Origin of the sequence: Thalassospira sp. MCCC 1A01428, from assembly GCF_002115825.1 — a bacterium.
Lineage (GTDB): Bacteria > Pseudomonadota > Alphaproteobacteria > Rhodospirillales > Thalassospiraceae > Thalassospira.
The window spans coordinates 95,771-121,167 of the sequence record NZ_JFJZ01000012.1; the positions used below are offsets into that span (position 1 = coordinate 95,771).

The window sequence follows — 25,397 nt, forward strand, 5'->3', positions numbered from 1 at the left end:
CGCTGTCACTATCGAAAAATGTGGAAATGGTGCGTGTGGCGCAGTTGTGCCGTTGGCTGTGTCTGCGCGATATATGTTTACGCCACCAAAAACCGTTGCAGGAAAAAATGGAAACCGGCACAGGGAGGCAAAAACCGGTTTCCATCAACCCTTGCGGGATCAGAAAATTTTGGCGAATTTTTCAACATTGCTGGCGTCGTAAACAAACGGTTCCGACATGGCGCCATCACCATTTTCGTCAAACGAAATAGTCCCCATACGACCCGCTTCAATCTTCGAATTCGGGCCACCTTGGGCACCGGTTGCCAGTTTGTAGGAAATCATCATGGCGCTGTAACCCAAATCAATCGGGTTCCAGATGGCAAAACTTTTCACCGATCCTTTTTCAACATGACCCGCCAGTTCAGATGGCAACCCAAGGCCGGTGACAAATACTTTGCCCACCATGTTCTGGTCTTCAACCGCTTGCGCGGCGGCGACAATACCCACCGATGTCGGGGCAACAATTGCTTTAAGGTCCGGGTATTTTTTCAAAAGGGCGACGGTTTCGCGATAGCTTTTATCGGCCAAATCATCGCCGTAAACGGTATCAACCAGCTTTAAACCGCTATAATCGGGCAGGGCCTTTTTCATCTCGCCAATCCAGATATTCTGGTTGGTTGATGTTGGTGTTGCGCTCAGAATGGCGATGTCACCGCCGCCATCACCTACAACATCGGCGGCCAGTTTAACGCAGGTTTTACCGATAAGTTCATTATTGGACGGGTTAAGATGCACAATGCGGGCATCCTGGGCCACGCCACTATCCCACGAAATAACCTTGATGCCACGTTGCATGGCGCGCTTCAAAATCGGGGCCAGTGCGTTGGGGTCATTGGCTGATACGGCAATGGCATCCACATGCTGGGCCATCAGGGCATTGATGCTTTCAATCTGGCCTTCTGCCGTGGTCGATGTCGGGCCGGTATAAATAACCTCGGCATTGCCAACTTCCTTGGCGGCTTCCATTGCGCCATCGCGCGCGGCTTCAAAAAAACCGTTTCCCAGCGATTTCACCACCAGGCCAACACGAATGTTATCTGCCGCCTGGGCCGATACGGTTGCCAGGCCAAAAACAAGGGCAGCAGCCGCCAAAAGGGACTTCCTGAATTTCATAGCGTTTCCTCCATGATATGATGTTTGTTTTCATTATCCGGCGTCACGCACAGGCTCTGGCGGCCCTTATGTTATGCGCTTGCCGTTTCTTCCGTGGCGTCTTCTTCACACTCCGCAATCACAACATTCACACCCGCCTTATCCAGCATTGTGCGATCTTCGTCGCGAATGCCATCATCGGTAATCAGGGTGTCAATGCGGTCCAGCCGGCACAAAAACATGTTGCTGCGCTGGCTGAATTTCGAACTGTCAATCATCACCACCAGCTTTTCGGCCTGCTCGATCAGGCGTTGCTCGGACTGAATGATTAACGGGTCACTTTCCATAAGCCCCATCGCGTTGATCCCCTGTGCGCCGACAAAGGCCTTGGACGCATAAAAATTGTGGATCACATCGCTTTCAAACGGGCTTAAAATAATATTCTGCTCGCGGTAAATGGTGCCGCCGGGCAGCACAACATTGTTTTCGCTATGCTTGATCAAAAATTCGGCCAGCAAAAACGAATTGGTCAAAATCTGCATTTTGCGCGATTTTAACAAAGGCGCCATTTGATAGGTCGTTGATCCACCGTGGATCACAATGGAATCACCAGCACTGCACATCTCAACCGCTTTGGCGGCAATGGCCGATTTTTGCATCACCTTCATGGTTTTGCTGACAAAAAACGGACGTCCCAGAAGCGACTGGTTCGATACCGGATGCAAGGCTTCCGCCCCCCCGCGAATACGGCGCAGCTTGCCATCCTGATCAAGCGCATTGATATCCCGGCGGATGGTTGCCTCGGACACATCAAGCATATCGACAAGCTGCGTCACGGTAACTACCGGGCGCTCGCCAACTGCGCGCAAAATCAATCTGTGTCGTTCACGTTCGTGCATTCTGTCTCTCCATTTGCCAGATATCCGTGCAAAATCTGTCATTGTCAATCGTAAAATTGTCACAATCCGTCATATTGCGGTGCAATATTGAAAGTTTATGATTGTTATTGATTGACTGTGATCGGAAACGGCGTTAGGCATTTTAAAAAATCGGCTGGCATTTAACGTTGGCCCTCATGGTGTAACGTCCAAACAACAGGTTATCAGGTCATGGCTTCTGTTTCGTCTGATGTGCTTCTTCCGAATAAATGGGATGCCGCCCACGCGGCGAAACTAAGCGAACCCGAACGGCTTTTATACCGTTCCAATCTATTGGGTTCTGATTTGAGAATTACCAACTTTGGCGGCGGAAATACATCGGCAAAGGTCTTTCAAAAAGACCCGCTTACCGGGGCCGAGGTCGAAGTATTATGGGTCAAAGGTTCAGGCGGCGATGTTGGCAGCATGAAACTGGACGGTTTTTCGACCCTGTATATGGAAAAACTGCGTGCGTTAAAGGGTATTTATCGCGGACCGGACTATGAAGACGAAATGGTCGGCTATCTGCCTTATTGCATGTTTAACCTGAACCCCCGTGCTGCAAGCATTGATACCCCGCTTCATGCCTATATCAATAAACCCCATGTGGACCATATGCACCCCGATGCGGTTATTGCCATAGCCGCATCCAAGGACAGCAAGGCCATAACGCAAGAAGTTTTTGGCAGCGATATTGGCTGGTTACCGTGGAAGCGCCCCGGTTATGAACTGGGCCTGATGCTGGAAAAATTCTTTACCGATAACCCCGATACCAAGGGTGTTGTTCTTGAATCGCACGGCCTGTTTACCTGGGGTGACAGTGCGGAGGAATGCTATACCACCACCATCAACATCATTAACAAGGCCATTGCCTGGTTTGCGACCAAAACTGACGGGGTAACGGTGTTTGGCGGGGCAAAACATCAAAGTCTGGACGCCTCACAGCGCCGCGCCATTGCCTCAACCTTGATGCCTCGTATTCGCAGCTTCATTGATCGTGATGAACGTAAAATCGGCCATTTCAATGATGATCCGGCGGTGCTGGAATTCGTTAATTCGCAAAAACTCAAAGACCTGGCCGCCCTTGGCACATCCTGCCCGGACCACTTCCTGCGCACCAAAATTCGTCCGATCATCATTGATCTGGACCCGGCCCAGCCCGATGTGGACGGCATTATCGCCGGTCTGTCCGATGCCTTTGCTGCCTATCGCGAAGATTACAAAGGCTATTATGACCGCTGCAAACGCCCCAACAGCCCGGCGATGCGCGACCCCAACCCGGTTATTTATCTGATCCCCGGTGTGGGTATGCTGTCCTTTGCCAGGGATAAGGCAACGGCGCGCATTGCCGGTGAATTTTATATCAACGCCATTAATGTCATGCGCGGTGCCGATACCGTCAGCACCTATATGGGGCTGGACGAACAGGAAGCCTTCGACATTGAATACTGGTTGTTAGAAGAAGCCAAATTGCAACGCATGCCCAAACCCAAAAGCCTGGCCGGGCAGGTTGCCGTGGTTACTGGCGGGGCAGGCGGTATTGGCCGGGCCACCTGTGCACGGTTATTACGCGAAGGGGCCTGTGTTGTGGCCTGCGATATTGATGCCGAAGGCCTTGAAACGGCGGTTTCCGACCTGCAAGCGGCCTTTGGCAAAGATGTGGTGCGTGGCCTTCCGGTAAATGTAACCGACGAACAATCGGTGATTAAGCTGATGCACGATAGCTGCGCGGAATTTGGCGGTATTGATATACTGGTTTCCAATGCCGGTATTTCATCGGCCGCCCCGATTGATGAAACATCGCTCGCGGTGTGGCAGCGCAATATGGATATTCTGTCGACCGGGTATTTTCTGGTATCGCGCGAAGCCTTCAAAATCATGAAATTACAGGACCGCGCTGCCAGCATGGTGTTTGTTGCCAGCAAAAACGGTTTGGTGGCGTCGCCCGGTGCATCGGCCTATTGTACGGCAAAGGCATCGGAAATTCATCTGGCCCGCTGTTTGGCGCTGGAAGGTGCGCCTTATGGTATTCGTGTTAACGTTGTTAACCCTGATGCCGTTTTGCGCGGGTCCAAAATCTGGACGGGCGAATGGCGCGAACAGCGTGCCAAAGCCTATGATATGGAACCCGATCAACTTGAAGAACATTATCGCAAGCGCAGCATGTTAAAGCTTAACGTTCTGCCCGAAGATATTGCCGAAGCTATCTATTTTCTGGCATCTGACATGGCGGCAAAATCAACCGGTAATATCCTCAATGTCGATGCCGGGCACGCCCCGTCCTTTGCGCGCTAACCCATATAATGGCCCAAAAAAGATAATAACGGGCCGGGGAGGAAACCAGAAATGGCCGACAAACAGATCGATCCGGCATTAATCGCCGATCATAATCAAAACGCCCTTGCCGATATGCAGGCGGATTACGATGCATTGGGGGCAAAACTCGCCCGCCAGAATGTTGATATTGAACAGCTTACCCAAAAGGCGGTTGATTTCGGCGTTGCTATCCCGTCATGGGGTGTGGGCACCGGCGGCACGCGCTTTGCCCGTTTTCCCGGCCTTGGCGAACCCCGCAATATTTACGAAAAACTCGCCGACTGCGCGGTCATTGCCCAATTGTCTCAGGCAACCCCAACCGTATCGTTACATATCCCGTGGGATAAGCCCGATGACCCGGCGGAGCTTCGCGAAACGGCGGCATCGTGGGGCCTTGGTATTGACGCCATGAACTCCAATACCTTTCAGGACCACGACGATATGCCGTTATCGTTCAAATATGGCAGTCTCTCGCACGCCGATGAAGCGGTGCGTGAACAGGCGATTGCCCATAATATCGACTGCATTGAAATCGGCCAAAAGCTGGGATCAAAGGCGCTGACGGTCTGGATCGGGGATGGCACCAATTTCCCCGGGCAGCAAAGTTTCACCCGCAGTTTTGAACGTTACCTTGATGCGATGAAAAAGGTCTACGCGGCCTTGCCTGATGACTGGCGGGTTTTCATTGAATATAAAATTTACGAACCGGCCTTTTATTCCACCGTTATTCAGGATTGGGGCAGCAATTACCTGGCGGCAAAGGAACTGGGCGACAAGGCCCAATGCCTGGTGGATCTGGGCCATCATGCGCCCGGCGTAAATATTGAAATGATCGTCGCGCGCCTGTTTCAGTTTGGCAAACTGGGTGGTTTTCATTTTAACGACAGTAAATATGGCGATGACGACCTTGATCCAGGCTCTATCAACCCGTATCAGCTGTTCTTGGTGTTTAACGAACTGGTCGACGCCGAACTTTCAAATCCGTCCGGCTTTAACCCCGCCTATATGCTCGACCAATCCCACAACGTCACCGACCCGATCGAAAGCCTTATCTCCAGTGCGGTTGAAGTCCAACGTGCCTATATTCAGGCATTGCTGGTGGACCGCGCCAAACTGGCCGACTATCAGGACGCTAACGATGTAATGATGGCAAACCGCACCCTGAAATCCGCCTATATCACCGATGTATCGCCCATTCTGGCAATGGCGCGGCATCGTGCAGGCGGCCCGATTGACCCCGTTGCCACGTACCGCGCGATAGGCTACCGCGAACAGGTTGGGAAACAACGCCCGGCGGTAAAAGGCAGTGGTGGCGGAATCGTCTAGTTCTGCTTGCGCGGGAATTTTGAATAATCACGCGCATAAAGCCCCGACCTTTTGCGGGTCGGGGAATGCCTTGTCGCGGCTGGTACTGCATGGCTCATCACTGGCATTTGGGGCCGTTCATGAAGGTTGTTGGTTCTCAACGCGCGAGCCATCCTCCATCGACGGGTAAAATTGCCCCGTGTACAAATCGGGCCGCATCGCTGGCCAGAAACACGACGGGACCGGCCAGGTCATCGGCAGCCCCCCATCGCTGTGCGGGGACACGGGCCATAAGCTCGCGGGTGCGTTGTTCGTCTTCACGCAGGGCGCGGGTATTGTCGGTTTCAATATATCCCGGCGCAATTGCGTTAACATTGACCCCGTATGCCGCCCATTCATTGGCCAGCGACCGCACCATCTGGGTAATTGCCCCTTTGCTGGCAGCATAGCCTGGCACATTGATTCCCCCCTGAAAGGACAATACCGAGGCAACAAATATAATCTTGCCCGCGCCGCGCCGGACCATTTCCCGGCCAAAATCACGGCTCAGGATAAAGGGTGCATCAAGGTTAACCGCCATAACGTCATCCCAGTCCTGATCGGAATGCGCTATTGCCGGGTTTCGTCGGATGATGCCTGCATTATTAACCAGAATATCAACGGGTCGCTTTGTTTCGGCAACGGTTTTAACAAAGGCATGGATCGATTTTCGCACACCAAGATCGCACTGGTAAGCATCAAATTTGCGCCCGGCCTGACGGACCAGATCGCCTGTTTTTCCTCCGTCAGGTTCCAGATTGCTTGAAACACCAATAATGTCGGCACCGGCATGTGCCAGCCCCACGGCAATCGCCGCGCCGATACCGCGATTACACCCTGTCACCAGTGCTGTTTTGCCCGATAAATCAAACGATACCATTTCCGTTTTGCTCATTTTCAAAGGTCCGTCAGGGTGCCAAGGGCGCGCTCGGCGGCAAAGGCAATGGTTTCAGACAGGGTCGGGTGGGCATGAATGGTCAATGCGATATCCTCGAGTGTCGCCCCCATTTCAATCGCCAGAACCAGTTCTCCGATTAGCTCGCCCGCATTGGCGCCCACAATACAGGCCCCAAGAACCCGGTTGGTTTGCGGACAATAAACCAGTTTTGTGAGGCCATCATTGCCGTTAGATGCCAGATTGCGTCCACTTGCTGCCCACGGAAAACTCGTTGTTTTATGCGCAATATCCTGATCTTTTGCCTGTTGCTGGCCTATACCGACCCATGCAAGTTCCGGGTCGGTATAGACCACAGAAGGGACCAGATTTTCCGCCATCGCTGCCGCGTGTTGGCAGGCGGTTTCCGCAGCAACCTTGCCCTGATGCGTTGCACGATGTGCCAGCATCGGTGCGCCGGTGACATCGCCAATGGCATAAATACCAGCCTGTCCCGTGCGACACTGTGCATCAACATCAATTTCACCCCGGTCACTAACCCTAATCCCGACCGCTTCGCATGCAATTTTGTCGCCATTGGCAATCCGGCCAACGGCCTGAATAACGGCATCGGCTGTTATCGTGCCGTCAAACCCGCCGGTACAAACCAGCGAAATATGTGATTTTTCGACATTAACCTCGCAAACACGGGTAGTGGTTTGGACGGTGCATCCGTGCTCTTGCAAGGCTTTATGCAATATCCTGACAGCATCCCGGTCAGCCCCGGGAATAATCTGTTCTCCCAGTTCAATGATGGTGACATCACTGCCCAGTGCCGAATATACCGTCGCCATTTCCAGACCGATGATCCCGCCACCGACAATCGCCAATCGGTTCGGAATGGTGGGTAATGCCAGTGCTTTGGTTGAATCCATGATACGGTTGTCCTCGGGCCAACCGGGTAATTTTACCGGGCGGGACCCGACGGCGATCACGGCATCCTTGAAATGAATGTCGATTTCCCTGTCGCCGTCTCTACTGGTCACACGCACCTGATTGGGGCCGGTAAACTGTGCGGTGCCTTGTACTGTTTTTACGTGGCGTTTGCGGGCAAGCTGGCCAAGGCCCCCGGTCAACTGCCTGACCACACTGTCTTTTCGGTCCCGCAACTTTGCAAGGTCCAGCCGGGGCGGTGTAAACGCAACGCCCCAATCTGCCATCGCTCTGCTTTCACGAATGATTTGTGCCACATGCAATAATGCTTTTGACGGGATACAACCTTCATTCAGGCACACGCCCCCCAATTGCGGTCGCGGGTCAATCAGCAAGACGTCGCGCCCCAAATCGGCCGCACGAAATGCGCAGGCATAGCCGCCCGGGCCCGCCCCCAGAACAACGAAATCAGCCTGTTGTGTTTTTGCCATTATTTCGCGTCCCTTTTATAAAATCAGGCGGCGTGGGTCAGCCAGCAAGGCGGCGTAACGCGTGACAAACCGGGCAGCATCAGCACCATTTATAACCCTGTGATCATAGCTAAGGTCGATCGGGCACATCATTGTCGGGATAAATTCCGTGCCATTCCAGATGGGTTCCATTCGTGCCCGTGTCAGTCCGACAATGGCAACTTCTGGCGGGTTGACCATTGGTGTAAAGGCACGCCCGCCAATACCACCAAGGTTGCTGATCGAAATCGATGCCCCACCCATTTCGTCGGGCCGTATCTTGCGGGCCTGCGCACGGGTTGCCAGATCGGAAATTTCACGGGCAAGATGCCAAAGTCCCTTTTTGTCGGCATCGCGAATAACCGGCACCATCAGGCCATACGGTGTATCAACGGCAATGCCGATATGGACATAGTTCTTGAACCACAGCGTTTTACCATCGGTTGACAGGGACGCATTAAACCGTGGAAACGCCGCTAATAACCGGGCCAGGGTGACAACATGAAAGGCAAGGGACGTCAGTTTGACACCCCGTTTTATCGCATCGCCCCGCAACGATTTCCTGAAATTCTCGATCGCACCGATATCGGCGCAGTCATGGTGGGTGACCGCCGGAATAACGGTTTGCGCCGCGCCAAGGTTTTCTGCCGTAACCTGGGCAAACCGCGATGTTGCGTTCCCTTGCACCGGCCCAAACATGCTGTGATCAATGTCCCATGCCGTTCGGCTGGCTTTTGGGGGCGGGTTTGTCCGGGGACCGCTTTCATGCATCAGGTGATTTTCGATGTCGGCGCGCACTAACTGGCTGCGCCCAAGTTCGCGGGCAAGATGATCAATATCGACATTGTTTTCGCGGGCAAACTGGCGTACCGCAGGACTGGAAATCTGATAGGTCATAACAAATCCCTTGCTTACCAGGTTGCCGAAATATACTGGGTTTCCATGAATTCCAGCATGCCTTCATGCCCGCCCTCACGGCCCAGACCTGACTGTTTAACACCACCAAACGGGGCTGCCGGGTCCGAAACAAGGCCACGGTTTAAACCGACCATGCCAAATTCCAGTTTTTCACAAACCTGAAGCCCGCGTTTCATATTTTCCGTAAAAACATAGGCCACCAGCCCGTATTCGGTGTCATTGGCGCGCGCCACAATGTCGTCACCATCAGAAAATGTTTGAAGGGCAGCAACCGGGCCAAATATTTCATCGTGCAGGCACAGGGCATCATCAGAGACGTCAGTCAGCACGGTTGGCGGGTAAAAATAACCTTTTCCACTGGGTACTTTTCCGCCGAGGTGCAGTTTCGCCCCTCGTGCGATGGCATCATTCACCAGGTTAACAACCTTGTTGCGGGTATCGGCATTAACCAGCGGGCCAACGTCAATTCCGTCATCCAGGCCGTTACCGACTTTTAGCTGTTTCATGGCGGAGCTGAATTTTTCGGTAAAGATACCGGCGATTTTTTCATGCACGTAAATGCGGTTTGCCGCTGTGCAGGCTTCGCCAAGATTGCGCATTTTTGCCAGCATCGCACCTTCAACGGCAAGGTCGATATCGGCATCGTCAAACACGATAAATGGCGCATTCCCGCCAAGCTCCATCGCTGGTTTTAAGACCTGATCGGCGGCACTGTGTAACAGCTTGCGCCCCACACCGGTTGAGCCGGTAAAGGATACAACCCGTACCCGTCGATCATGTAACATCGCATCGACAACCGCGCCCGATGACCGCGATGGCAAAACATTGACTACGCCGGGTGGAACACCGGCTTCTTCCAAAAGCGGCATCAAAGCCAGCATCGTCAACGGGGTTTCCGATGCAGGTTTGACAATCACCGGGCACCCGGCGGCAAGGGCCGGCGCGATTTTGCGGGTTCCCATTGCTGCCGGGTAGTTCCACGGTGTTACCAGAACGGCGATGCCTGCCGGTTTATGATGCACCAAAATACGCGCGCCCGATGATGGAGCACGCGTTATCATGCCATCGGCACGAACGGCTTCCTCTGCAAACCAGCGGAAAAATTCGGCGGCATAAGTGGCCTCGCCTACGGCGTCCGCGCGGGCCTTGCCATTTTCCTTTGTAATCAATCGGGCAAATTCGTCACGGCGCGCTGTCATCAATTCAAACGCACGACGCAAAATTTCGCTGCGTTCGCGCGGTGTGCGTCCGGCCCAGTCGGCAAAGGCCGCATCAGCGGCGTCGATGCAGGCAATGGCATCTTCAACAGTTCCCGATGCCACACTGGCCAGAACACTTTCATCTGCCGGGTTGATAACGTCAAACCGCTCATCGTTTGATCCGGCTTGCCAGTGGCCGTTGATGTAAAGGTCAGTATATTTCATGGTCTTGGTCCTTTCGCGATCACAACAGGTGCCGCAATGGATTTTCGGCCCGTGCGGCCAGCTCATCAAGAAAGTCAATGGCTGTTTCGGGGGCAAAAACCGAGGGGTCAAAATCAAGACTAAGCTGCAAGGCGTTGCCGTTTAGCGACTTGCTGATTGTCAAGCAGGCGTTTTCGTCCGGGGGTGCGCCATTGCTGATGCGCACGCCGCGCAGGCGTGTGCCCATCAAATTCTGCAAGGTCAGATCGGGCGTCGCCGTATTGTTTTCCGCCTGGATGGCCGATAGCGCCATTTGATCAGGATTGACATAACAATTGCCATTTTGGGCGATCGTTACAGGTGCCGTGTGGCCCAGCCCCTGTACCTGGCGCAAGCTCCCGGCGGCAAAGGCCAACCAAAGGGATGTTGCGATAAAATTTTCGATTTCACCCGAGGCCCAATCAACAAACTCGTCAAATGCTCCAATGGGAACCTCTGCCGCGATGGTTACCTGTTGGGCATGTACCGATTCTGCGACTTGCGGTAAAATCCGGTCAAGGTCGGCAACATGGAAAGGTTGCTTTAAACCTTGTTTGATCGCGGACCGCAGATCAATGCCGCGTTCACGGGCCAAACGTTTCGCCTTTGGCGATGCCAGAATACGGTCCGGTTGTTCCTGCTGGTCCATACAGGCTGGTTGCGAGCGTGAAGAAGTGTTTGGCGTCGCTGTCATTGCCGACTTTTCCACTTCATTGTCGGTTTGACCCGTAACCGCGGATGACCGCCCACTGGCGTCTTTTTTCAGTTCTGGTATCGCGGTCGGGGCCGGGGCGGGTGTTGTGGCTTGGACCCCGTCATTCGTTTCGGTGATGATGGCAATAACGGTTCCCACCGGCACGTCATCTCCTTGGCTGGCATGGATGGCGGCGACAAAGCCGTCATGCCCGGCTTCGACCTCCATCGTTGCCTTGTCTGTTTCGACTTCCATCAGGATGTCGGTCGCCTTAACCGCATCACCGGTTTTTTTGTGCCACGCAACAATCAGGCCGGTATCTTGCGCCATACCCAATGCGGGCATGATGATGTCATGCGGCATTGGCCTTATCCCCTCTGACAATGGCGCGCGCCCGGTCTGCTACCCCTTTAGCCGTTGGTACGGTCAGATCTTCCAGCGCAGGTGAAAACGGGACGGGCACATCCATTGCGCCCATACGCAGCACCGGCGCATCCAGGTAATAAAACGCCTTTTCGGCAATGCGACTGGCAATCTCTGCGGTGATACCATAACTTTGGTGTCCCTCATCAATCACGATGGCGCGGCTGGTCTTGCGAACGGATGCCAGAATGGTTTCTTCGTCCAGGGGAACAATGGTGCGCGGATCAATCACTTCGGCAGATATGCCCTCATCAGCCAGAATTTCAGCAGCCTTAACGGCCACCTGGACCATTGACGATGTTGCGACAAGGGTCACATCACTGCCCTGGCGCAGGATGTTCGCTTTGCCAAATTCAATCAGATATTCATCTTCCGGCACTTCGGCTTTGTCCTGGTACATCAGTTTGTCTTCAAAAATGACGACCGGGTTATTGTCACGAATAGCCGTTTTCATCAGGCCCTTGGCTTCATATGCCGATGACGGTAACGCCACTTTTAAACCGGGAATATGGGCAACCAGCGCATGAAGCGATTGTGAATGCTGTGCCGCTGACCGGCGTGTTGCCCCCAGATTGGTACGTAATACCATCGGCACATTCAGTTTCCCCCCCGACATGTAATGGGTTTTGGCAGCCTGATTACATAACTGGTCCATCACCAGGAACAGAAAATCACCAAACATCAGATCAACAATCGGGCGCGATCCTGTCATGGCAGCCCCAACGGCCATGCCGACAAACCCGGGTTCTGAAATTGGCGTATCAATGATGCGGCCTGTACCAAATTCCTCAACAAGGCCGGATAATACTTTGAAAGGTGTTCCGGCTTCGGCGACGTCCTCGCCCATCAGAAAAACGGTTTCATCGCGCCGCATTTCTTCGGCGATGGCTTCGTTCACTGCCTGCGATAGTGTAATTTTTCGCATCAGTTCCTCCTCACGCACTGTGGGCGTAGACATGCATGTCCACTTCGGATATTGCGGGATAGGGTGCTGCCAGCGCATAATCGACGGCGGCTTTGGCATCTTTGGCGATTTCATCACGGATCGCGTCAAGCTCGTCGGGGCTGACCAGTTTTTCCTGCGTGAGCCACGCGCCAAAATTCGTGATGGGATCACGGTTATCGCGCCAGTCTGCTTCTTCTTCCTTGCTGCGGTAATAGGTACGGTTAATATCGCCCACATGATGCCCGTGATACCGATAGGTATTTAGCTGCACAAAAAACGGCCCCTGTCCGGCGCGACATTTCGCCACCAGGTCCTGTGTCAGCTTGTTCACGGCCAATACGTCCTGCCCGTCGACTTCAAAGGCATCGATGCCAAAGGCTTGCGCGCGTGCGCAAAGTGCCCCGGCAGCCATTTCCTCGACCTTGGTGTATTCCCCGTATAAATTGTTTTCACAGGCATAAATGATAGGCAGTTTCCAAAGGGCCGCCATATTCATGACTTCGTAAAGTACGCCCTGTCCCAATGCACCATCGCCAAAAAAGCACACCGTAACGGCGTCTGTGCCCAGTTGTCGTGCCGACAGGGCGGCACCCGTGGCAATACCGGCGCTGCCGCCAACAATGGCGTTGGCGCCAAGGTTGCCGTTTGTCTGGTCGGCAATATGCATCGAACCACCTTTGCCACGGCAATATCCTTCTTCCTTGCCCAGCAATTCGCAGAACATCGGTTTAAATTCAGCACCTTTTGCGACACAGTGCCCGTGCCCGCGATGGGTGGATGTAATATGATCAGTGGTTTGCAATGCTTCACAAATGCCAACGGCCACGGCTTCCTGCCCCGAATACATGTGGGTCAGTCCCGGCATTTTTGCCGACAGATAAAGCTGATTGGCATTGTCCTCGAAGGCGCGAATGCGGGCCATCTGGCGATACATTCGCAAATAGGCGTCGCTATTTTTCTTTTTGGCCGGGCTCATGGCCGTGACCTCCCTGATGATGTCGCAGATAACGGGCATCGGCGAAATTACGCGCCGATGCCCCGCTAAGCTGGCCTTAGTAACGGTTGGCAATCGGCAGTTCTTCTGCCGGGAACAGGCTGATCACTTCGCAACCCTTGTCGGTTACGACGACCTCTTCCTCGATACGTGCCGCTGAATATCCGTCGGTTGCCGGGCAATAGGTCTCAAGTGCGAAAACCATTCCCGTTTCGATCACCATCGGGTTATCCAGGCTAACGGCGCGCGAAATGATCGGGCGTTCATGCAGGGCAAGTCCCAGGCCATGCCCGAACTGCAAACCAAAGGCCGACAATTCGTCGGGGAAGCCAAATTCCTCACATTTGGGAAAGGCGCTGGCCACTATATCGGTGGTAACGCCGGGCTTGATCAGGGAAATGGCATGGTCCAGCCAGTCGCGACATTTGACATATGCATCGACCTGACAGGGCGTTGAGCGGCCAATATTGAAGGTGCGGTAGTAACAGGTGCGATACCCCTGATAACTTTGCAAAATATCAAAGAAAGCCTGATCGCCGGGGCGAAACAGCCGGTCGGTGAAATTATGCGGGTGCGGGTTGCAACGTTCACCCGAAATGGCATTGATCGCTTCAACGTCATCCGACCCCATTTCGTAAAGCATCTTGTTTGACATCGCGACGATGTCGGCTTCGCGCACACCGGGTTTCAATTCTTCCCAGATCATATGGTAAACGCCATCCACCATCGCTGCTGCCTGGTTCAGAAGCTGGATTTCGTCAACATTCTTGATTTCACGGGCGCTCAGCATGATCTGCTGGCCGTCAACAACCTTGAGCCCCGCTTCCTGCAAGGCAAAAAACATGGCTGTTTCGGCGTAATCGACGCCAACCGGCATATTGGCAACGCCAGCCTTTTTCAGCAGGCCATATATTTCCTCGGCATACCGTTTCATCAGCCCGAAGGATGGCGGGATGGTGCCGCGCATGCCAACCACACCGGCCCGGCAGCGGTCCGGGTCCAGCCAGTCACAATATTCACGGTGATGCACGGCAGCCGAGCCGAAATCCCAGACATAGGGTTCTTCATCGCCCGCCAACAGGGCAAACCGACACATTTTATCGCGTTCCCATTCGCCGATTTTGGTGCCGGTAATGTAACGGATGTTATTGACATCAAAGGTCAAAAGTGCGCCGCAGCCCGACTGTTTCAAGGCGCCCTTGGTGCGGCTCAGGCGGTAGCGGCGCAAACGGTCGTGGTCAACGCGGCGTTCAAAATCAACGGCGGTGTGCCCCATCGCCGGAATATGCCGATCCCACCGCCAGTTCGGATCAATGTCGCCGGGTTGCAAAATGCGCGGGTTTAATGCTGAGGTGTTCATAATAGTCTCCTGTTCGCCGCCCGGGGAACGGGCGTCGTGGCAGTTTGGTTCACAAAAGGAGAAAGGGTTTGGAAGGGCCGGTCAGCCGGTCATTGCATGACCATGCCGCCATCAACCATAAACAGCTGGCCGGTCATGTAATCGGATTCATGGCTGGCAAGGAATGCCGCCGACCCAATGACATCTTCGGGGTAGGAATACCGCTTCATCAGGATCATGTTTTGAGCCAGTTCATCCATCGACTGGCCTTCTTTTTCAAACTTGCCAATCGCGACCAGATCCTTGTCCAACTGCTCCCACAGTTCGGTACGCACAACGCCCGGGCCATATCCGTTAACGGTGATGTTGTGTGCGCTCAGGGCCTTTGCGCCGCCATTGATCATGGCAAGGACGGCATGCTTGGAACAGGCATAAGGCACCACATCGTCAAATGCCTGCCGCGACAGGATTGATCCGACATTGATGATTTTATAGGGGCCGTTTTCCTTGCCCTGTTTGATCATCTGCTTGGCGGCTTCCTGCATGCCAATCAACACACCCAGTGCATTGACATTGATGATCTGCTGAAAATTTTCTTCGGTAATGTCTAAAAACATCATCGGTTTGTTGATACCGGCATTGTTCAGCATGACATTGATGGACCCGAATGCCGCGACCGTTGCGGCAACGGCGGCTGCCATCTGGTCGCGTTTTGTCACATCAAGGGTCACGGCAATGGCTTCGCCGCCAGCATCATTGATGCGTTTGGCAACGTCCTGACACCCCGCCAGGTTGATATCGCCAAGGCATACCCTCGCACCCTGGGCGGCATAATATTCGCCGATTGCGGCTCCCATGCCTTGGGCGCCGCCGGTGATTAAAACGGTTTTTCCTTTAAGACGGGTTTTATCCATGATGTTTCCTCCTAGGTGAGTGTCCCGGCCTGTTTCATAATTTTGTCGACACGATTTTGTGCCTGGGCCAGGGCTTGTTTTGGCGGGATGAGGCCACGCAACATATCGTGGAACTCCTCGCCGCAGATTTGAATAACGGTTGAGATTTGTGGAACCGGCGGGCGTGGCCAGAATTGCAGTTCGTCGCGCCACGACATTTTGTCCACGGCTTCAAACAGGGGTGACAAACGCCGGACTTCCGGGTCCGCCCCGACGGAATAGCGCGGCACGGTCCGGCTGCCGTTCTGGACGTAAAGTTTCTGCGCCTCTGCCGATGTAAATACGGCAAGGGCCTTGGCGGCTGCCGCGCGCCTTTCTGGGGGCAGGTTGGCCGGAATGCCCAGAACATATCCGCCAACCGGCGCAATTGGTGCCGCGCCCGGGCCTGCCGGGTGAGGGAGATAACCGGTATTGCCATTGGCAGGCGATGCCGGGTCCAGCTCAAAATAAGGTGCCAGCAATGTATAACCATAGGCCATGGCAACGCTGCCGCTGGCATAGGGGCGAATGCGCTCGTACCACGACATGGATAAAATGTCGGGCGGGGAAAACTGCATTAAGGCCAGCAAATATTCTGCGACATCGCGCCCGGCATCGGTATCAATGGTGGGGCGCAGGGCTTCACCGTCAAGGTTGTCGGCATCAAAACCACCGGCAATTTTGTTCAGATTGAATATCGGCTGTCCAAAATCTCCGCAGGTCATAATAAAGGTATGACCAAGGGCGGTTCCCCGTGCTGCATTCCACGCAATACCATACCGGCCGTGTTGCGGGTCGTGCATCTGTTTGGCGGCGTGTAAAACCTCGTCGGTTGTCTGCGGGGCTTCCAGTCCGGCTTCGGCAAACAGGTCGCGGCGATAAAAAAACAGTTCCGGTGTCGTTTGACTGGGAATGCCATAGGGTCGGCCACCATAATGGGCCGCGCGCCAGCCTGCGGTATGAAAATCACTGGGGTCAAAGCTGTTGATGTCAACAACCTCGTCAAGCGGCAGCAAAACGTTTTTCTGGGCAAATTCGCCAATCCACGGCAGGTCAACCGCGATCATGTCATAGCGGCTGACACGGCGTTCGGCATTGCGCAATGTTTCGGCATGCAGGCGGTCAATGGAAAAGGCACGTTGGTGAATATCACCCCCAATGACCTGCTCAAACTGCCGTTTTAACGACCCCATAACCATAAATGTCGGATCCGCATGAACCAGAATACGCAATCCGCCCGCAAGTTTAAGGGGTTCTGCGAGAACCTGTGGCGGCTGAATGATGTGGCTATTGATGTACGATCCACCAAAATAATAGTCCCGATCTTCTGTTGTCTGGACCCCCGCACCGAATGTTCGCTCAACAAGCCTGCGTAACCGGCTGCAATAGCTGGCCCAGTTTTCAATCAGCCGGGCGGCGGGATGCAGGGAAAAACTTTTCCCGGTCGCGGTCCGGGGGCGTCTTTCAACCAGGCCTGATGCCATCATCTCGTCCAGCCGCCGTTTGGCGGTCGCATAGGGAACACCCGCCGCAGCAACAAGCGACGTTGCCGTAACCGGCTTGGCTTCCAGATGTTGACGAATAAGGTGCATGGCCATTTTCAAATGCGGGTCCGGTGTTGAAAGTTCAAAGGCAGCTTCAATTTCGGTAGCGTAGTCTTCAAAAAATTCGATATAGCCCAGCATCTCGGAACGGATCACGGGTTCCGTTGGTAAATCCTGCCGAGCTGTGGTTGGGTGGCTCTGGTTGGCGCTGGTCATGGTTAATGCAATATTGCCCTGTGTGATTGCCGCCCAGTTGATAGTGCGTTCCGACTTGCGCATGCCGCGCCTCCATTGAAAATGTCCAGAATGGCAAGCAGACTACAGGGAAAAAATGTCCGTAATGGATATTAAAATATCCATTACGGATAAATTTGACCGGTTTCTGATTTTGAATAATGTAATTATGCGGCTGACGTTACGTGAAGCGGGGCGTTGCCCGGATCGCATTTTGCAGACGCAAGGTGGGCCGGAACAAAATCACAATCAAAAACTGCTTCAATTCAGTCGGGAGGAATTCAAATGACCAAGATGATCCAGAAATCTGTTGCCGCAGGTGTTGTTGCCTCGGGACTTGCCCTTGCAGGTGGCGCACAGGCCGAAACCATGACAATTGGCATCACGCAAAATAACGTCGGCGTTGACAGCTATCAGACCACTTATGAAAAAGCCTTCATCGAGGCGGCATCAAAAAATCCTGATGTCAAAACGATTGTCCTTGATGCGGGCGGCGACGTTGCCCGCCAGATTGCCCAGATGCAGGATCTGATCCAGCAGCAGGTTGACGCCATCATTATCTGGCCAACCAACGGCAAGGCCGTTGTGCCCGCCGTGCGCAAGGCCAATCAGGCGCATATTCCCGTTATTGTTACCAATTCGAATATCGCAAAGGAAGGGCAGGAATTTATCGCATCGTTTTCCGGTCCCAACAACATCACCCAGGGCGCATATTCCGCCGAAATGATGTGCGATGCCCTTGATAATAAAGGGCAGATCGTTCAGATCACCGGCCAGCCTGGTTACACCACGGCAATTGAACGTCAAAAAGGCTTTGAGGATCGCCTCGCAGAAGTATGCCCGGATGTAAAAATCATCGAAAGCCAGCCGGGCGACTGGAACCGCGAAAAATCGCAACGTGTGATGGAAGCGTTTTTAACCAAATATGATGACATCGATGGCGTTTATGCCGGCGATGACAATATGGGCGTTGGCGCGCTCAATGCGGCCAAGGCAGCAGGCCGCAAGGATATTATCTTCATCGGGGCAACCAACTTCTCTGTCGGGTATGAAGCCATGGCGCGCGGCGAATATTACGGGTCGATCTATCAATCACCTGTAGACGACGCCAAAAATGCTCTGCAAACGGCGATTGACGTGATCAAGGGTAAGGATGTTCCCAAAATGAACTATTTCGATACCCCGAAAATCACGCAAAAGAACATGGACCAGTTCAGCAAGCCCGTATTCTGATTTTCTCCCTTGCGCGCCTTGGCTTTTATGCCGGGGCGCGTCCTCTTCCTGTTGCCTGGATCTGCGGCAAGACAGCGAAGGGATTGACAGGTGGCACAACCGCCTTGGCTATTGTGTCGTAACCTATCAGAATGACGCGCAGGCATTTATGTCACGCATCTTGCATATATTTTCCTGATCGAGCTGGACATCCGGCGTGCCACAAACCGGCATCGGAAAAGAAAACATCCCAGCCGACCCCACCGGGAGGACTTCGTAAATGGCCGAGGCCACATTAACATCTAACCGCCTGAAAGGATTGGGCGGAACCCTGGCAAAACAGGGTATCCTGATTGCGTTCATTGTTTTTATGATTGGCTTTGCCCTGTTTTCTGAAAAATTTCTGACCAGCGGCAACGTCATGACTGTCATTCGTCAGGCGGCAATTGTCGGGGTTATGGCAATCGGGGTGACTGTCGTTGTTATTGGCGGGAATCTTGATCTTTCCGTCGGGTCCATGCTGTCATTTTCAACTGTCCTTGTTGTCGATCTCCATGACAAGATCGGGCCGGGTGAGGCAATAGCCGTAATGCTGGTCGCAACGCTGGTTCTGGGGGCTCTGAACGGCTTTCTCATCGGCTATTTGCGGTTAAATTCGCTGATTGTCACCCTGGGGATGTTATCGGCGATTCAGGGGCTGACGCTTATTTATACCGGTGGTCAGAATGTTGATATTTCACATCAGGATACAACCTGGTTTGCGGTCTTTGGGCGCGGGCAGGTGTTTGGCTTGCCAGTACCAATCCTGATCTTTGCTGTCGTGGCCGTAATTGTTCACGTTGTTCTGGCTTACACACCTTATGGCCGCCGGGTCTATGCGGTTGGTGGCAATCCGATGGCGGCGGTGTTTAGTGGTATTCGGCGTAACCGTGTTGTTGCCTGTTCCTATCTTATTTCCGCATTTTGCACCGGCATCGCGGCTGTCATTCTGGGAAGTCGGGTCATGGGGTCGCAAAACAATGTCGGTCAGGGTTACGAATTGCTGGTTCTTGCTGCCGTCATTCTGGGCGGTACATCCTTGCTGGGCGGATCGGGCAGTGTGCTTAAAACCGTGATCGGCGTTCTTATTCTTGGCTTTATCCAGAATGGCCTGCTGCTGCTGGGATATGCCTATTATGTGCAATGGCTGGTCACGTGGGTCGTCATCATTCTGGCGGTGTGGCTTGATGTTGCCGCCAAACGCGGCCGCCTGTTTTCGCCAATCGCCTAGGGAGACGGATAATGTCCATAATGAACAAATCAAGCGCCGCCCGATTATGGCGACAGGTGGTGCGCCATCCGATCTGGTTTTTTGTCCTCGTGATTTTCATTTTCTTTTCACTGGCGACAGACCACTTTTTTGCCTTCCACAATTTCCAGAATATTCTGGTCCAGACATCGACCATCGGTCTGATCGCGCTGGGTATGACGCTGGTCATGATCAATGGCAATATCGATCTTTCCGTCGGGGCCACGCTGGCATTGGCAGCCAGCCTGGCAGTCGATATCCAGGGCTGGCCGGTTTTTGAAAGCTGGGGCGACTGGGCGATGTTGCCCGCTGTGATTGCAGCCCTGGCATCGGGAATTATGCTCGGCGCGCTCAATGGCATTATTGTCTGGAAAACCGGGGTTAATGCTTTCATCGTAACACTTGGCGCGATGCTGGGTGTGCGGGGGCTGGTCTTTATTTATACGCAGGAACAATCGTTCTATGCGATGAACTTTGCCTATTCTGATTTTGGCTCCAGTGCCGTGGGTCCGTTGCCAACATTGGCCGTCATATTTCTGGTTTTCACCGTGATTACCCATTTTCTGCTCGCACGTACCGTTCATGGACGAAATACCTATGCCGTCGGGGGCAACCGGGATGCGGCGGTAAATGCGGGCATTCGGGTTGGTCCACATATGGTGGTCAATTTCATGATTGTCGGTTTTTTTGCCGCCTTGGCCGGTGTGACGTTATCGACCCAGATGGGCGCATCAACTCCTAACCTTGGCCGCGATTATGAATTGTGGACCATTACAGCCGTTGTTCTGGGCGGCACTAAACTAACCGGCGGGGCTGGAAACATCATTGGAACACTCGGCGGGGTGCTGGCCATTGGCATTTTGCGCAATGGCATGAATTTGATGCAGGTACCGGCATTTTATGTGCTGGTTATTCTGGGCACAATCCTGATCGCTGTCCTGTTCCTTGATAAACAGGTTAATCGCAAGGAAGATGGGGAGCTTCGGGTATGAACGCGTTTGATACGGCCTTGCGGGTACAGGGTATTGTTAAAACTTTCCCCGCTGTCCGTGCCCTTGATGATGTCAGTTTTGATGTCCGTCCTGGCGAAGTTCATGCCTTGCTGGGCGAAAATGGGGCGGGGAAATCGACCCTGATGAAGGTTTTGGCTGGAATGCACCGGCCTGACCAGGGACGCATATTCATTTCCGAAGAACCCGCCATCCTGCATTCCCCGCTCGAGGCAAAACGCCTTGGCGTTGTATTGATCCATCAGGAGCTGTCCCTTGCCGAACAAATGTCGGTGGCGGAGAATATCTTTCTTGGCGAATTGCCCCGCAAAAATTTCGGTATGGTGGACTGGAAAAAACTCTATGCCGATGCCGAAGCAATCCTGCAGCGTCTGAATTGCGATTTTGGCCCCCAAACCCGGGTAGAAGACCTTTCAATTGCCAAAAAACAAATGGTTGAAATTGCCCGTGCCCTCACTGTCGAGGCCAAGGCGGTCATTTTTGACGAACCAACAGCCTCACTGACCGATCAGGAAAAAGAGGTTCTGTTTGATGTCATTCGCGATTTACAGGCGCAGGGTGTGGGCATTGTGTATATCTCGCACCGGATGGAAGAAATCTTTCGCATTTCAAACCGGATCAGCGTTTTGCGCGACGGAACATATCGCGGCACACTCGAAACTGTAGATACCAACGAGGACGAAGTCACACGCCTGATGATCGGGCGCAGCCTTGACACCTCACGGGGGGGCAAAGTGGTTTCCACCGGTCCCGTGGTCCTGAAGGTTGAGAATTTAAGCTGTGGTGATCTTTTCGAAAATGTCAGCTTTTCCGTGCAGGCAGGCGAGGTTTTGGGATTTTACGGACTGGTGGGTGCGGGCCGCACAGCCATTGCCGAGGCCCTGTTTGGTTTGCGCAGGCTTAGCCAGGGAAAGGTTGTTCTTAATGGCCAAGAAATAACCATAACATCCCCCCGGCATGCCGTTGAACAGGGATTGGCACTTGTCCCCGAAAGCCGCAAGGAACAAGGGCTGGTGTTAGGTATGAGCTGCCGCGACAATATGACCTTGCCGCAAATTGGCAATTTGACAACAGGACCGTTTGTCTCGAACGGGGGAGAAATTGCCATTTTCGACCGTTATCGTGACCTTTTGTCCATCAAGACACCAGGCTGGCGTCAGTTGGTTGGTAATCTGTCGGGGGGCAATCAGCAAAAAATCGTTATTGGCAAATGGCTGGCGATGCGCCCAAAGGTCCTGATTGTCGATGAACCAACCCGCGGCATTGATGTCGGCTCCAAGGCCGAAATCCATAACCTGCTGCGCGAACTCGCGGCCGACGGGTACGCCGTCATTGTGATTTCGTCTGAAATGCCCGAGATTTTATCCGTTTCTGACCGGATAATTGCAATGTATCGCGGCGAGATCACCCGTGAATTCACCGCCGATGAAGTCACCGAAGATAATCTGGTGCAGGCCATATCAGGTTTGTCCTGATCAGACAGGCGGCAACCAGTTTTCAAGCAAAAAACGAGCCCCGCATTGTGGGCCCGTTTTTATCTTAATCACGTTGGCATATCGTTAACCGGCAAACGCAAAATGGACCTTAACGGCCTTGCTACGATCACGTGCCATATTAAACGCGGCAACGGCATCTTCCAAATCAAAACTGGTTGTGATGATCGGGCGGACATCGATCTTGCCAGTGTCAATGGCATGAACGGCATCGGCGTATTCGGTATGGAAACGGTGGGTGCCGATAATCGTCAATTCCTTGGCAACAACCGGGTTGAACGATACCGGAATATCGCCAGCAACGCCGACCTGCACCAAAATGCCTTGCGGCCGGAGCATTTTGATCGCCGATTGAATGGCAGGGGCCGCGGCCGAGCATTCAAAACACACATCAATCTGACCTTTGCCGTCTTCATAGATGGCAAGGTCGCTGGCATGGGTGGCAATGTTAACGGTTTTGGTCGCACCCATTTGGGTGGCAACACCCAATGCGTAATCCTGCAAGTCGGTCACGATAATTTCGGCCGCACCGGCCTGTTTCGCCGCAGCAGCGCATAATGCCCCAATTGGCCCGGCACCGGTGACCAAAACACGCTTGCCGGTTAAGTCACCCGCCCGGCTGACCGCGTGCAGGCAAACCGCCAGCGGTTCGGCACAGGCCGCCTGGGCCAGGCTGGTGCCGTTTGAAACCGGCACACATTGTTTGGCATCCAGTGTTATCACATCGCGAAAGGCGCCCTGCATGTGGGGCAGGCGCATGGCCGATCCAAAAAATCGCATATTCAGGCAATGCTGCTGCAAATTTTGCTGGCAATATTCGCATTCGCCGCAAGGATGACTGGGGTTAAGGGCAACTTTTTGCCCCACCGACACATCGGTCACACCATCGGCCACGGCAATTACCGTTCCGGCAACTTCATGACCCAGAATAATCGGTTCACGCACGCGGATCTGGCCAATGCCGCCTTCATAAAAATAATGAATGTCCGAACCGCAAATTCCGCCAGCACCGACGCGCACGGTAACCTGCCCGGCTTCGGGCGCTGCGACAATATCGGTTTCAATACGAACATCTTGCTGGCCATACAGGCGGCACACACGGGTTTCCATAATTTGATTACTCCATCAGGGACGGCAGCCAGGTCGAAAAGAACGGCACATAAGACACCAAAAACAAAATAATGATGTTCGTGATCAGATAAGGCACCAGCGCCTTGATCACGGGGCCGAGCGGCGACTTGGCGATATTGGCGCAAATAAACAGGCAGATGCCGACTGGCGGTGTTGTCAGGCCGATCATAAGGTTCAGCACCGCAAACACGGCGAAATGGATCGGATCAATGCCAACATTTTGTGCCAGTGTTAATAACGGCACGAACAAAATGATCAGGGCGGCAATGGTTTCCATAAACATGCCGACAATCAGCAACACCAGATTGATCAGCAAGATCACGACATATTTGTTATGCGTGATCGCCAGAACGCCGTCGGAAATCATGGTCGGAATACGTTCGGCAACCAAGATCCACCCAAACACATTGGCAAAGCCAACCAGCGCCAAAATGGCGGCGGCGGTAATGGCACTGTCAATCATTATGCCCGGCACAGCGCGAAATGGCAGGTCGCGATAGACAAACGCGCCAACCACAAACGCATACAGGCTGGCAATTACGGCTGTTTCAGTTGGGGTGGCAATGCCGCTTAACAATCCACCAATGATCAGGGCGGTCATGGCGAGCGCCCAGAACGCGCCTAAAAACGATTTACCAAGTTCGCCAAAACCTTGCCACGGTTGATGGGGGAAATCGTTTCTCACCGCGATGATATAGGTCGTGACCATCATCGCCAGGCCCATCATCATCCCGGGTAAGGCCCCGGCGATAAACATTTTACCCACCGATATGCCCGACAGCGCACCGACGATAATCATGGGCATGGAGGGCGGAATAATCGGCCCAACGGTTGAAGATGCGGCGGTAACTGCGGCTGAAAACGGTGCCGGGTATCCCGCACGTTTCATGCCTGGTATCATCATGCCGCCAATCGATGCGGCATCGGCCACTGCCGTTCCCGAAATGCCGCCAAACAACATGGAACCGGCAACGTTGGTCAGCCCAAGGCCGCCACGCATCCAGCCGACCATGGCATTGGCAAACCGGACGATGCGCGGGGTGATGCCGCCGCCATTCATCAGATTGCCCGCCAGAATAAAGCCGGGAATACACAGCAGAACAAACACATCCATCCCGGCAAACATTTTTTGCGGAATGATCACAAGCGGCATGCCCTGAAACAACAGATAGCACATCGAAGACAGGCCAAGGGTAATGGCAACAGGCAGGCCGATAATCAGGCCGCCGGCAAAGACACCCAGCAAGATAGCAAGGCTCATGGCAATTCTCCGGACTGGCCTTCAGGTTTGCCATTAGAAACCCCGGCGATCATGCGAACAACGCGCAGCAGGGCAAATAGCGACAAAAGAATAAGTAAAACAAATACAGATGCATGAACAAAATCCATGCGGACCCCAAGGGCAGGGGATGTTTGCCATTTACCGATCGCCACAAACTGCCATGCTGGCATCACCAGCAAACCGGCAAATAATGTGGTTAGCACGGCCGATGCAAACAGCAATGTTTTCTGGATCGGGGCTGGTAAAATATCGGTCACCAGTTCCACATTCACCAGTTCGCCATTGCGGTACGACAGGCCAACACCGAATGCCGCCATATAAAGCAGGCACTGGCGGGTAAATTCCTCGGTCCAGACCGGTGATTCAGGCAGGAACGTGCGGGCAAAAACCTGCAACAATACGGTTGCAAAAAGCAAGCCAAAGGCAACGCCGGTTAATATCCGGCACAGGGCAATTAGCAGGGCATATAAACGGGTGGCGATCACGAT

The 25,397-nt window shown here is 53.6% G+C and carries 22 protein-coding genes; 7 read left to right on the forward strand and 15 right to left on the reverse strand.

Annotation, left to right across the window (positions count from 1 at the left end):
• Nucleotides 1-159: 159 nt before the first annotated feature.
• Complete coding sequence (gene rhaS, locus THS27_RS12025) at nt 160-1,155, reverse strand: rhamnose ABC transporter substrate-binding protein (RefSeq protein ID WP_085591149.1); 996 nt, start codon at nt 1,153-1,155, stop codon at nt 160-162.
• 71 nt (nt 1,156-1,226) lie between these two features.
• Nucleotides 1,227-2,033 carry a DeoR/GlpR family DNA-binding transcription regulator gene (locus THS27_RS12030; protein WP_085591150.1) on the reverse strand — a complete coding sequence of 269 codons (807 nt, stop codon included), beginning with the start codon at nt 2,031-2,033 and terminating at the stop codon, nt 1,227-1,229.
• Between the two features lie 210 nt (nt 2,034-2,243).
• Between THS27_RS12030 and THS27_RS12035 the strand changes: the two genes are divergently transcribed.
• Together THS27_RS12035 and rhaI are read left to right on the forward strand one after the other, a co-directional pair.
• Nucleotides 2,244-4,346: a bifunctional rhamnulose-1-phosphate aldolase/short-chain dehydrogenase gene (locus THS27_RS12035; RefSeq protein WP_085591152.1), complete on the forward strand. Its 2,103-nt coding sequence runs from the start codon at nt 2,244-2,246 to the stop codon at nt 4,344-4,346.
• Nucleotides 4,347-4,397: 51 nt separating this feature from the next.
• Nucleotides 4,398-5,693, forward strand: a complete 1,296-nt coding sequence (gene rhaI / locus THS27_RS12040; RefSeq protein WP_085591154.1) for an L-rhamnose catabolism isomerase — start codon at nt 4,398-4,400, stop codon at nt 5,691-5,693.
• A gap of 136 nt (nt 5,694-5,829) precedes the next feature.
• Here the strand turns inward: rhaI and THS27_RS12045 are convergent, their stop codons facing one another.
• The 10 genes from THS27_RS12045 to THS27_RS12090 form a co-directional block, all read right to left on the reverse strand.
• Nucleotides 5,830-6,606 carry an SDR family oxidoreductase gene (locus THS27_RS12045; RefSeq protein ID WP_085591156.1) on the reverse strand — a complete coding sequence of 259 codons (777 nt, stop codon included), beginning with the start codon at nt 6,604-6,606 and terminating at the stop codon, nt 5,830-5,832.
• 2 nt (nt 6,607-6,608) lie between these two features.
• Nucleotides 6,609-8,009 (reverse strand): dihydrolipoyl dehydrogenase, encoded by a 1,401-nt coding sequence (gene lpdA, locus THS27_RS12050; RefSeq protein WP_085591158.1) that lies wholly within the window; start codon nt 8,007-8,009, stop codon nt 6,609-6,611.
• A 15-nt stretch (nt 8,010-8,024) separates the two neighbouring features.
• On the reverse strand, nt 8,025-8,924 hold the full coding sequence (locus tag THS27_RS12055; RefSeq protein ID WP_085591160.1) for a 2-oxo acid dehydrogenase subunit E2: 900 nt from the start codon (nt 8,922-8,924) through the stop codon (nt 8,025-8,027).
• A gap of 14 nt (nt 8,925-8,938) precedes the next feature.
• Entirely contained in the window at nt 8,939-10,369 is a 1,431-nt protein-coding gene (locus tag THS27_RS12060) for an NAD-dependent succinate-semialdehyde dehydrogenase (RefSeq protein ID WP_085591162.1), read from the reverse strand.
• 19 nt (nt 10,370-10,388) lie between these two features.
• Nucleotides 10,389-11,444 (reverse strand): biotin/lipoyl-containing protein, encoded by a 1,056-nt coding sequence (locus THS27_RS12065; RefSeq protein WP_085591164.1) that lies wholly within the window; start codon nt 11,442-11,444, stop codon nt 10,389-10,391.
• Nucleotides 11,434-12,429 (reverse strand): alpha-ketoacid dehydrogenase subunit beta, encoded by a 996-nt coding sequence (locus THS27_RS12070; protein ID WP_085591166.1) that lies wholly within the window; start codon nt 12,427-12,429, stop codon nt 11,434-11,436. The genes THS27_RS12065 and THS27_RS12070 overlap by 11 nt, the downstream gene beginning before the upstream one ends.
• Nucleotides 12,430-12,439: 10 nt before the next feature.
• Nucleotides 12,440-13,426, reverse strand: coding sequence for a thiamine pyrophosphate-dependent dehydrogenase E1 component subunit alpha (locus THS27_RS12075; protein ID WP_085591167.1), 987 nt, complete (start codon nt 13,424-13,426; stop codon nt 12,440-12,442).
• Between the two features lie 76 nt (nt 13,427-13,502).
• Nucleotides 13,503-14,804, reverse strand: coding sequence for a Xaa-Pro peptidase family protein (locus THS27_RS12080; protein WP_085591169.1), 1,302 nt, complete (start codon nt 14,802-14,804; stop codon nt 13,503-13,505).
• Nucleotides 14,805-14,893: 89 nt separating this feature from the next.
• Nucleotides 14,894-15,697, reverse strand: coding sequence for an SDR family NAD(P)-dependent oxidoreductase (locus THS27_RS12085; RefSeq protein ID WP_085591171.1), 804 nt, complete (start codon nt 15,695-15,697; stop codon nt 14,894-14,896).
• Nucleotides 15,698-15,708: 11 nt separating this feature from the next.
• Entirely contained in the window at nt 15,709-17,538 is a 1,830-nt protein-coding gene (locus THS27_RS12090; protein WP_085591173.1) for an extracellular solute-binding protein, read from the reverse strand.
• A 61-nt stretch (nt 17,539-17,599) separates the two neighbouring features.
• On the opposite strand from THS27_RS12090, the gene THS27_RS12095 reads away from it, so the two are divergent.
• From THS27_RS12095 to THS27_RS12115, 5 genes are all read left to right on the forward strand, one after another.
• Nucleotides 17,600-17,782: a hypothetical protein gene (locus THS27_RS12095; protein WP_085591175.1), complete on the forward strand. Its 183-nt coding sequence runs from the start codon at nt 17,600-17,602 to the stop codon at nt 17,780-17,782.
• Complete coding sequence (locus tag THS27_RS12100) at nt 17,779-18,726, forward strand: sugar ABC transporter substrate-binding protein (protein WP_210402891.1); 948 nt, start codon at nt 17,779-17,781, stop codon at nt 18,724-18,726. The genes THS27_RS12095 and THS27_RS12100 overlap by 4 nt, the downstream gene beginning before the upstream one ends.
• A gap of 259 nt (nt 18,727-18,985) precedes the next feature.
• Complete coding sequence (locus THS27_RS12105; protein WP_085591177.1) at nt 18,986-19,975, forward strand: ABC transporter permease; 990 nt, start codon at nt 18,986-18,988, stop codon at nt 19,973-19,975.
• A gap of 20 nt (nt 19,976-19,995) precedes the next feature.
• Entirely contained in the window at nt 19,996-20,985 is a 990-nt protein-coding gene (locus THS27_RS12110; protein WP_085591179.1) for an ABC transporter permease, read from the forward strand.
• Complete coding sequence (locus THS27_RS12115; protein WP_085591181.1) at nt 20,982-22,478, forward strand: sugar ABC transporter ATP-binding protein; 1,497 nt, start codon at nt 20,982-20,984, stop codon at nt 22,476-22,478. Before THS27_RS12110 ends, THS27_RS12115 begins: the two co-directional genes overlap by 4 nt.
• A gap of 84 nt (nt 22,479-22,562) precedes the next feature.
• On the opposite strand, the gene THS27_RS12120 is transcribed toward THS27_RS12115, so the two are convergent.
• From THS27_RS12120 to THS27_RS12130, 3 genes are read right to left on the reverse strand one after another with little or no spacing between them, the layout of a single operon-like run.
• Nucleotides 22,563-23,606: an L-idonate 5-dehydrogenase gene (locus THS27_RS12120; protein ID WP_085591183.1), complete on the reverse strand. Its 1,044-nt coding sequence runs from the start codon at nt 23,604-23,606 to the stop codon at nt 22,563-22,565.
• Nucleotides 23,607-23,613: 7 nt separating this feature from the next.
• Nucleotides 23,614-24,888, reverse strand: a complete 1,275-nt coding sequence (locus tag THS27_RS12125; RefSeq protein WP_085585595.1) for a TRAP transporter large permease — start codon at nt 24,886-24,888, stop codon at nt 23,614-23,616.
• Nucleotides 24,885-25,394: a TRAP transporter small permease gene (locus THS27_RS12130; protein ID WP_085591185.1), complete on the reverse strand. Its 510-nt coding sequence runs from the start codon at nt 25,392-25,394 to the stop codon at nt 24,885-24,887. Before THS27_RS12130 ends, THS27_RS12125 begins: the two co-directional genes overlap by 4 nt.
• Nucleotides 25,395-25,397 lie beyond the last annotated feature (3 nt).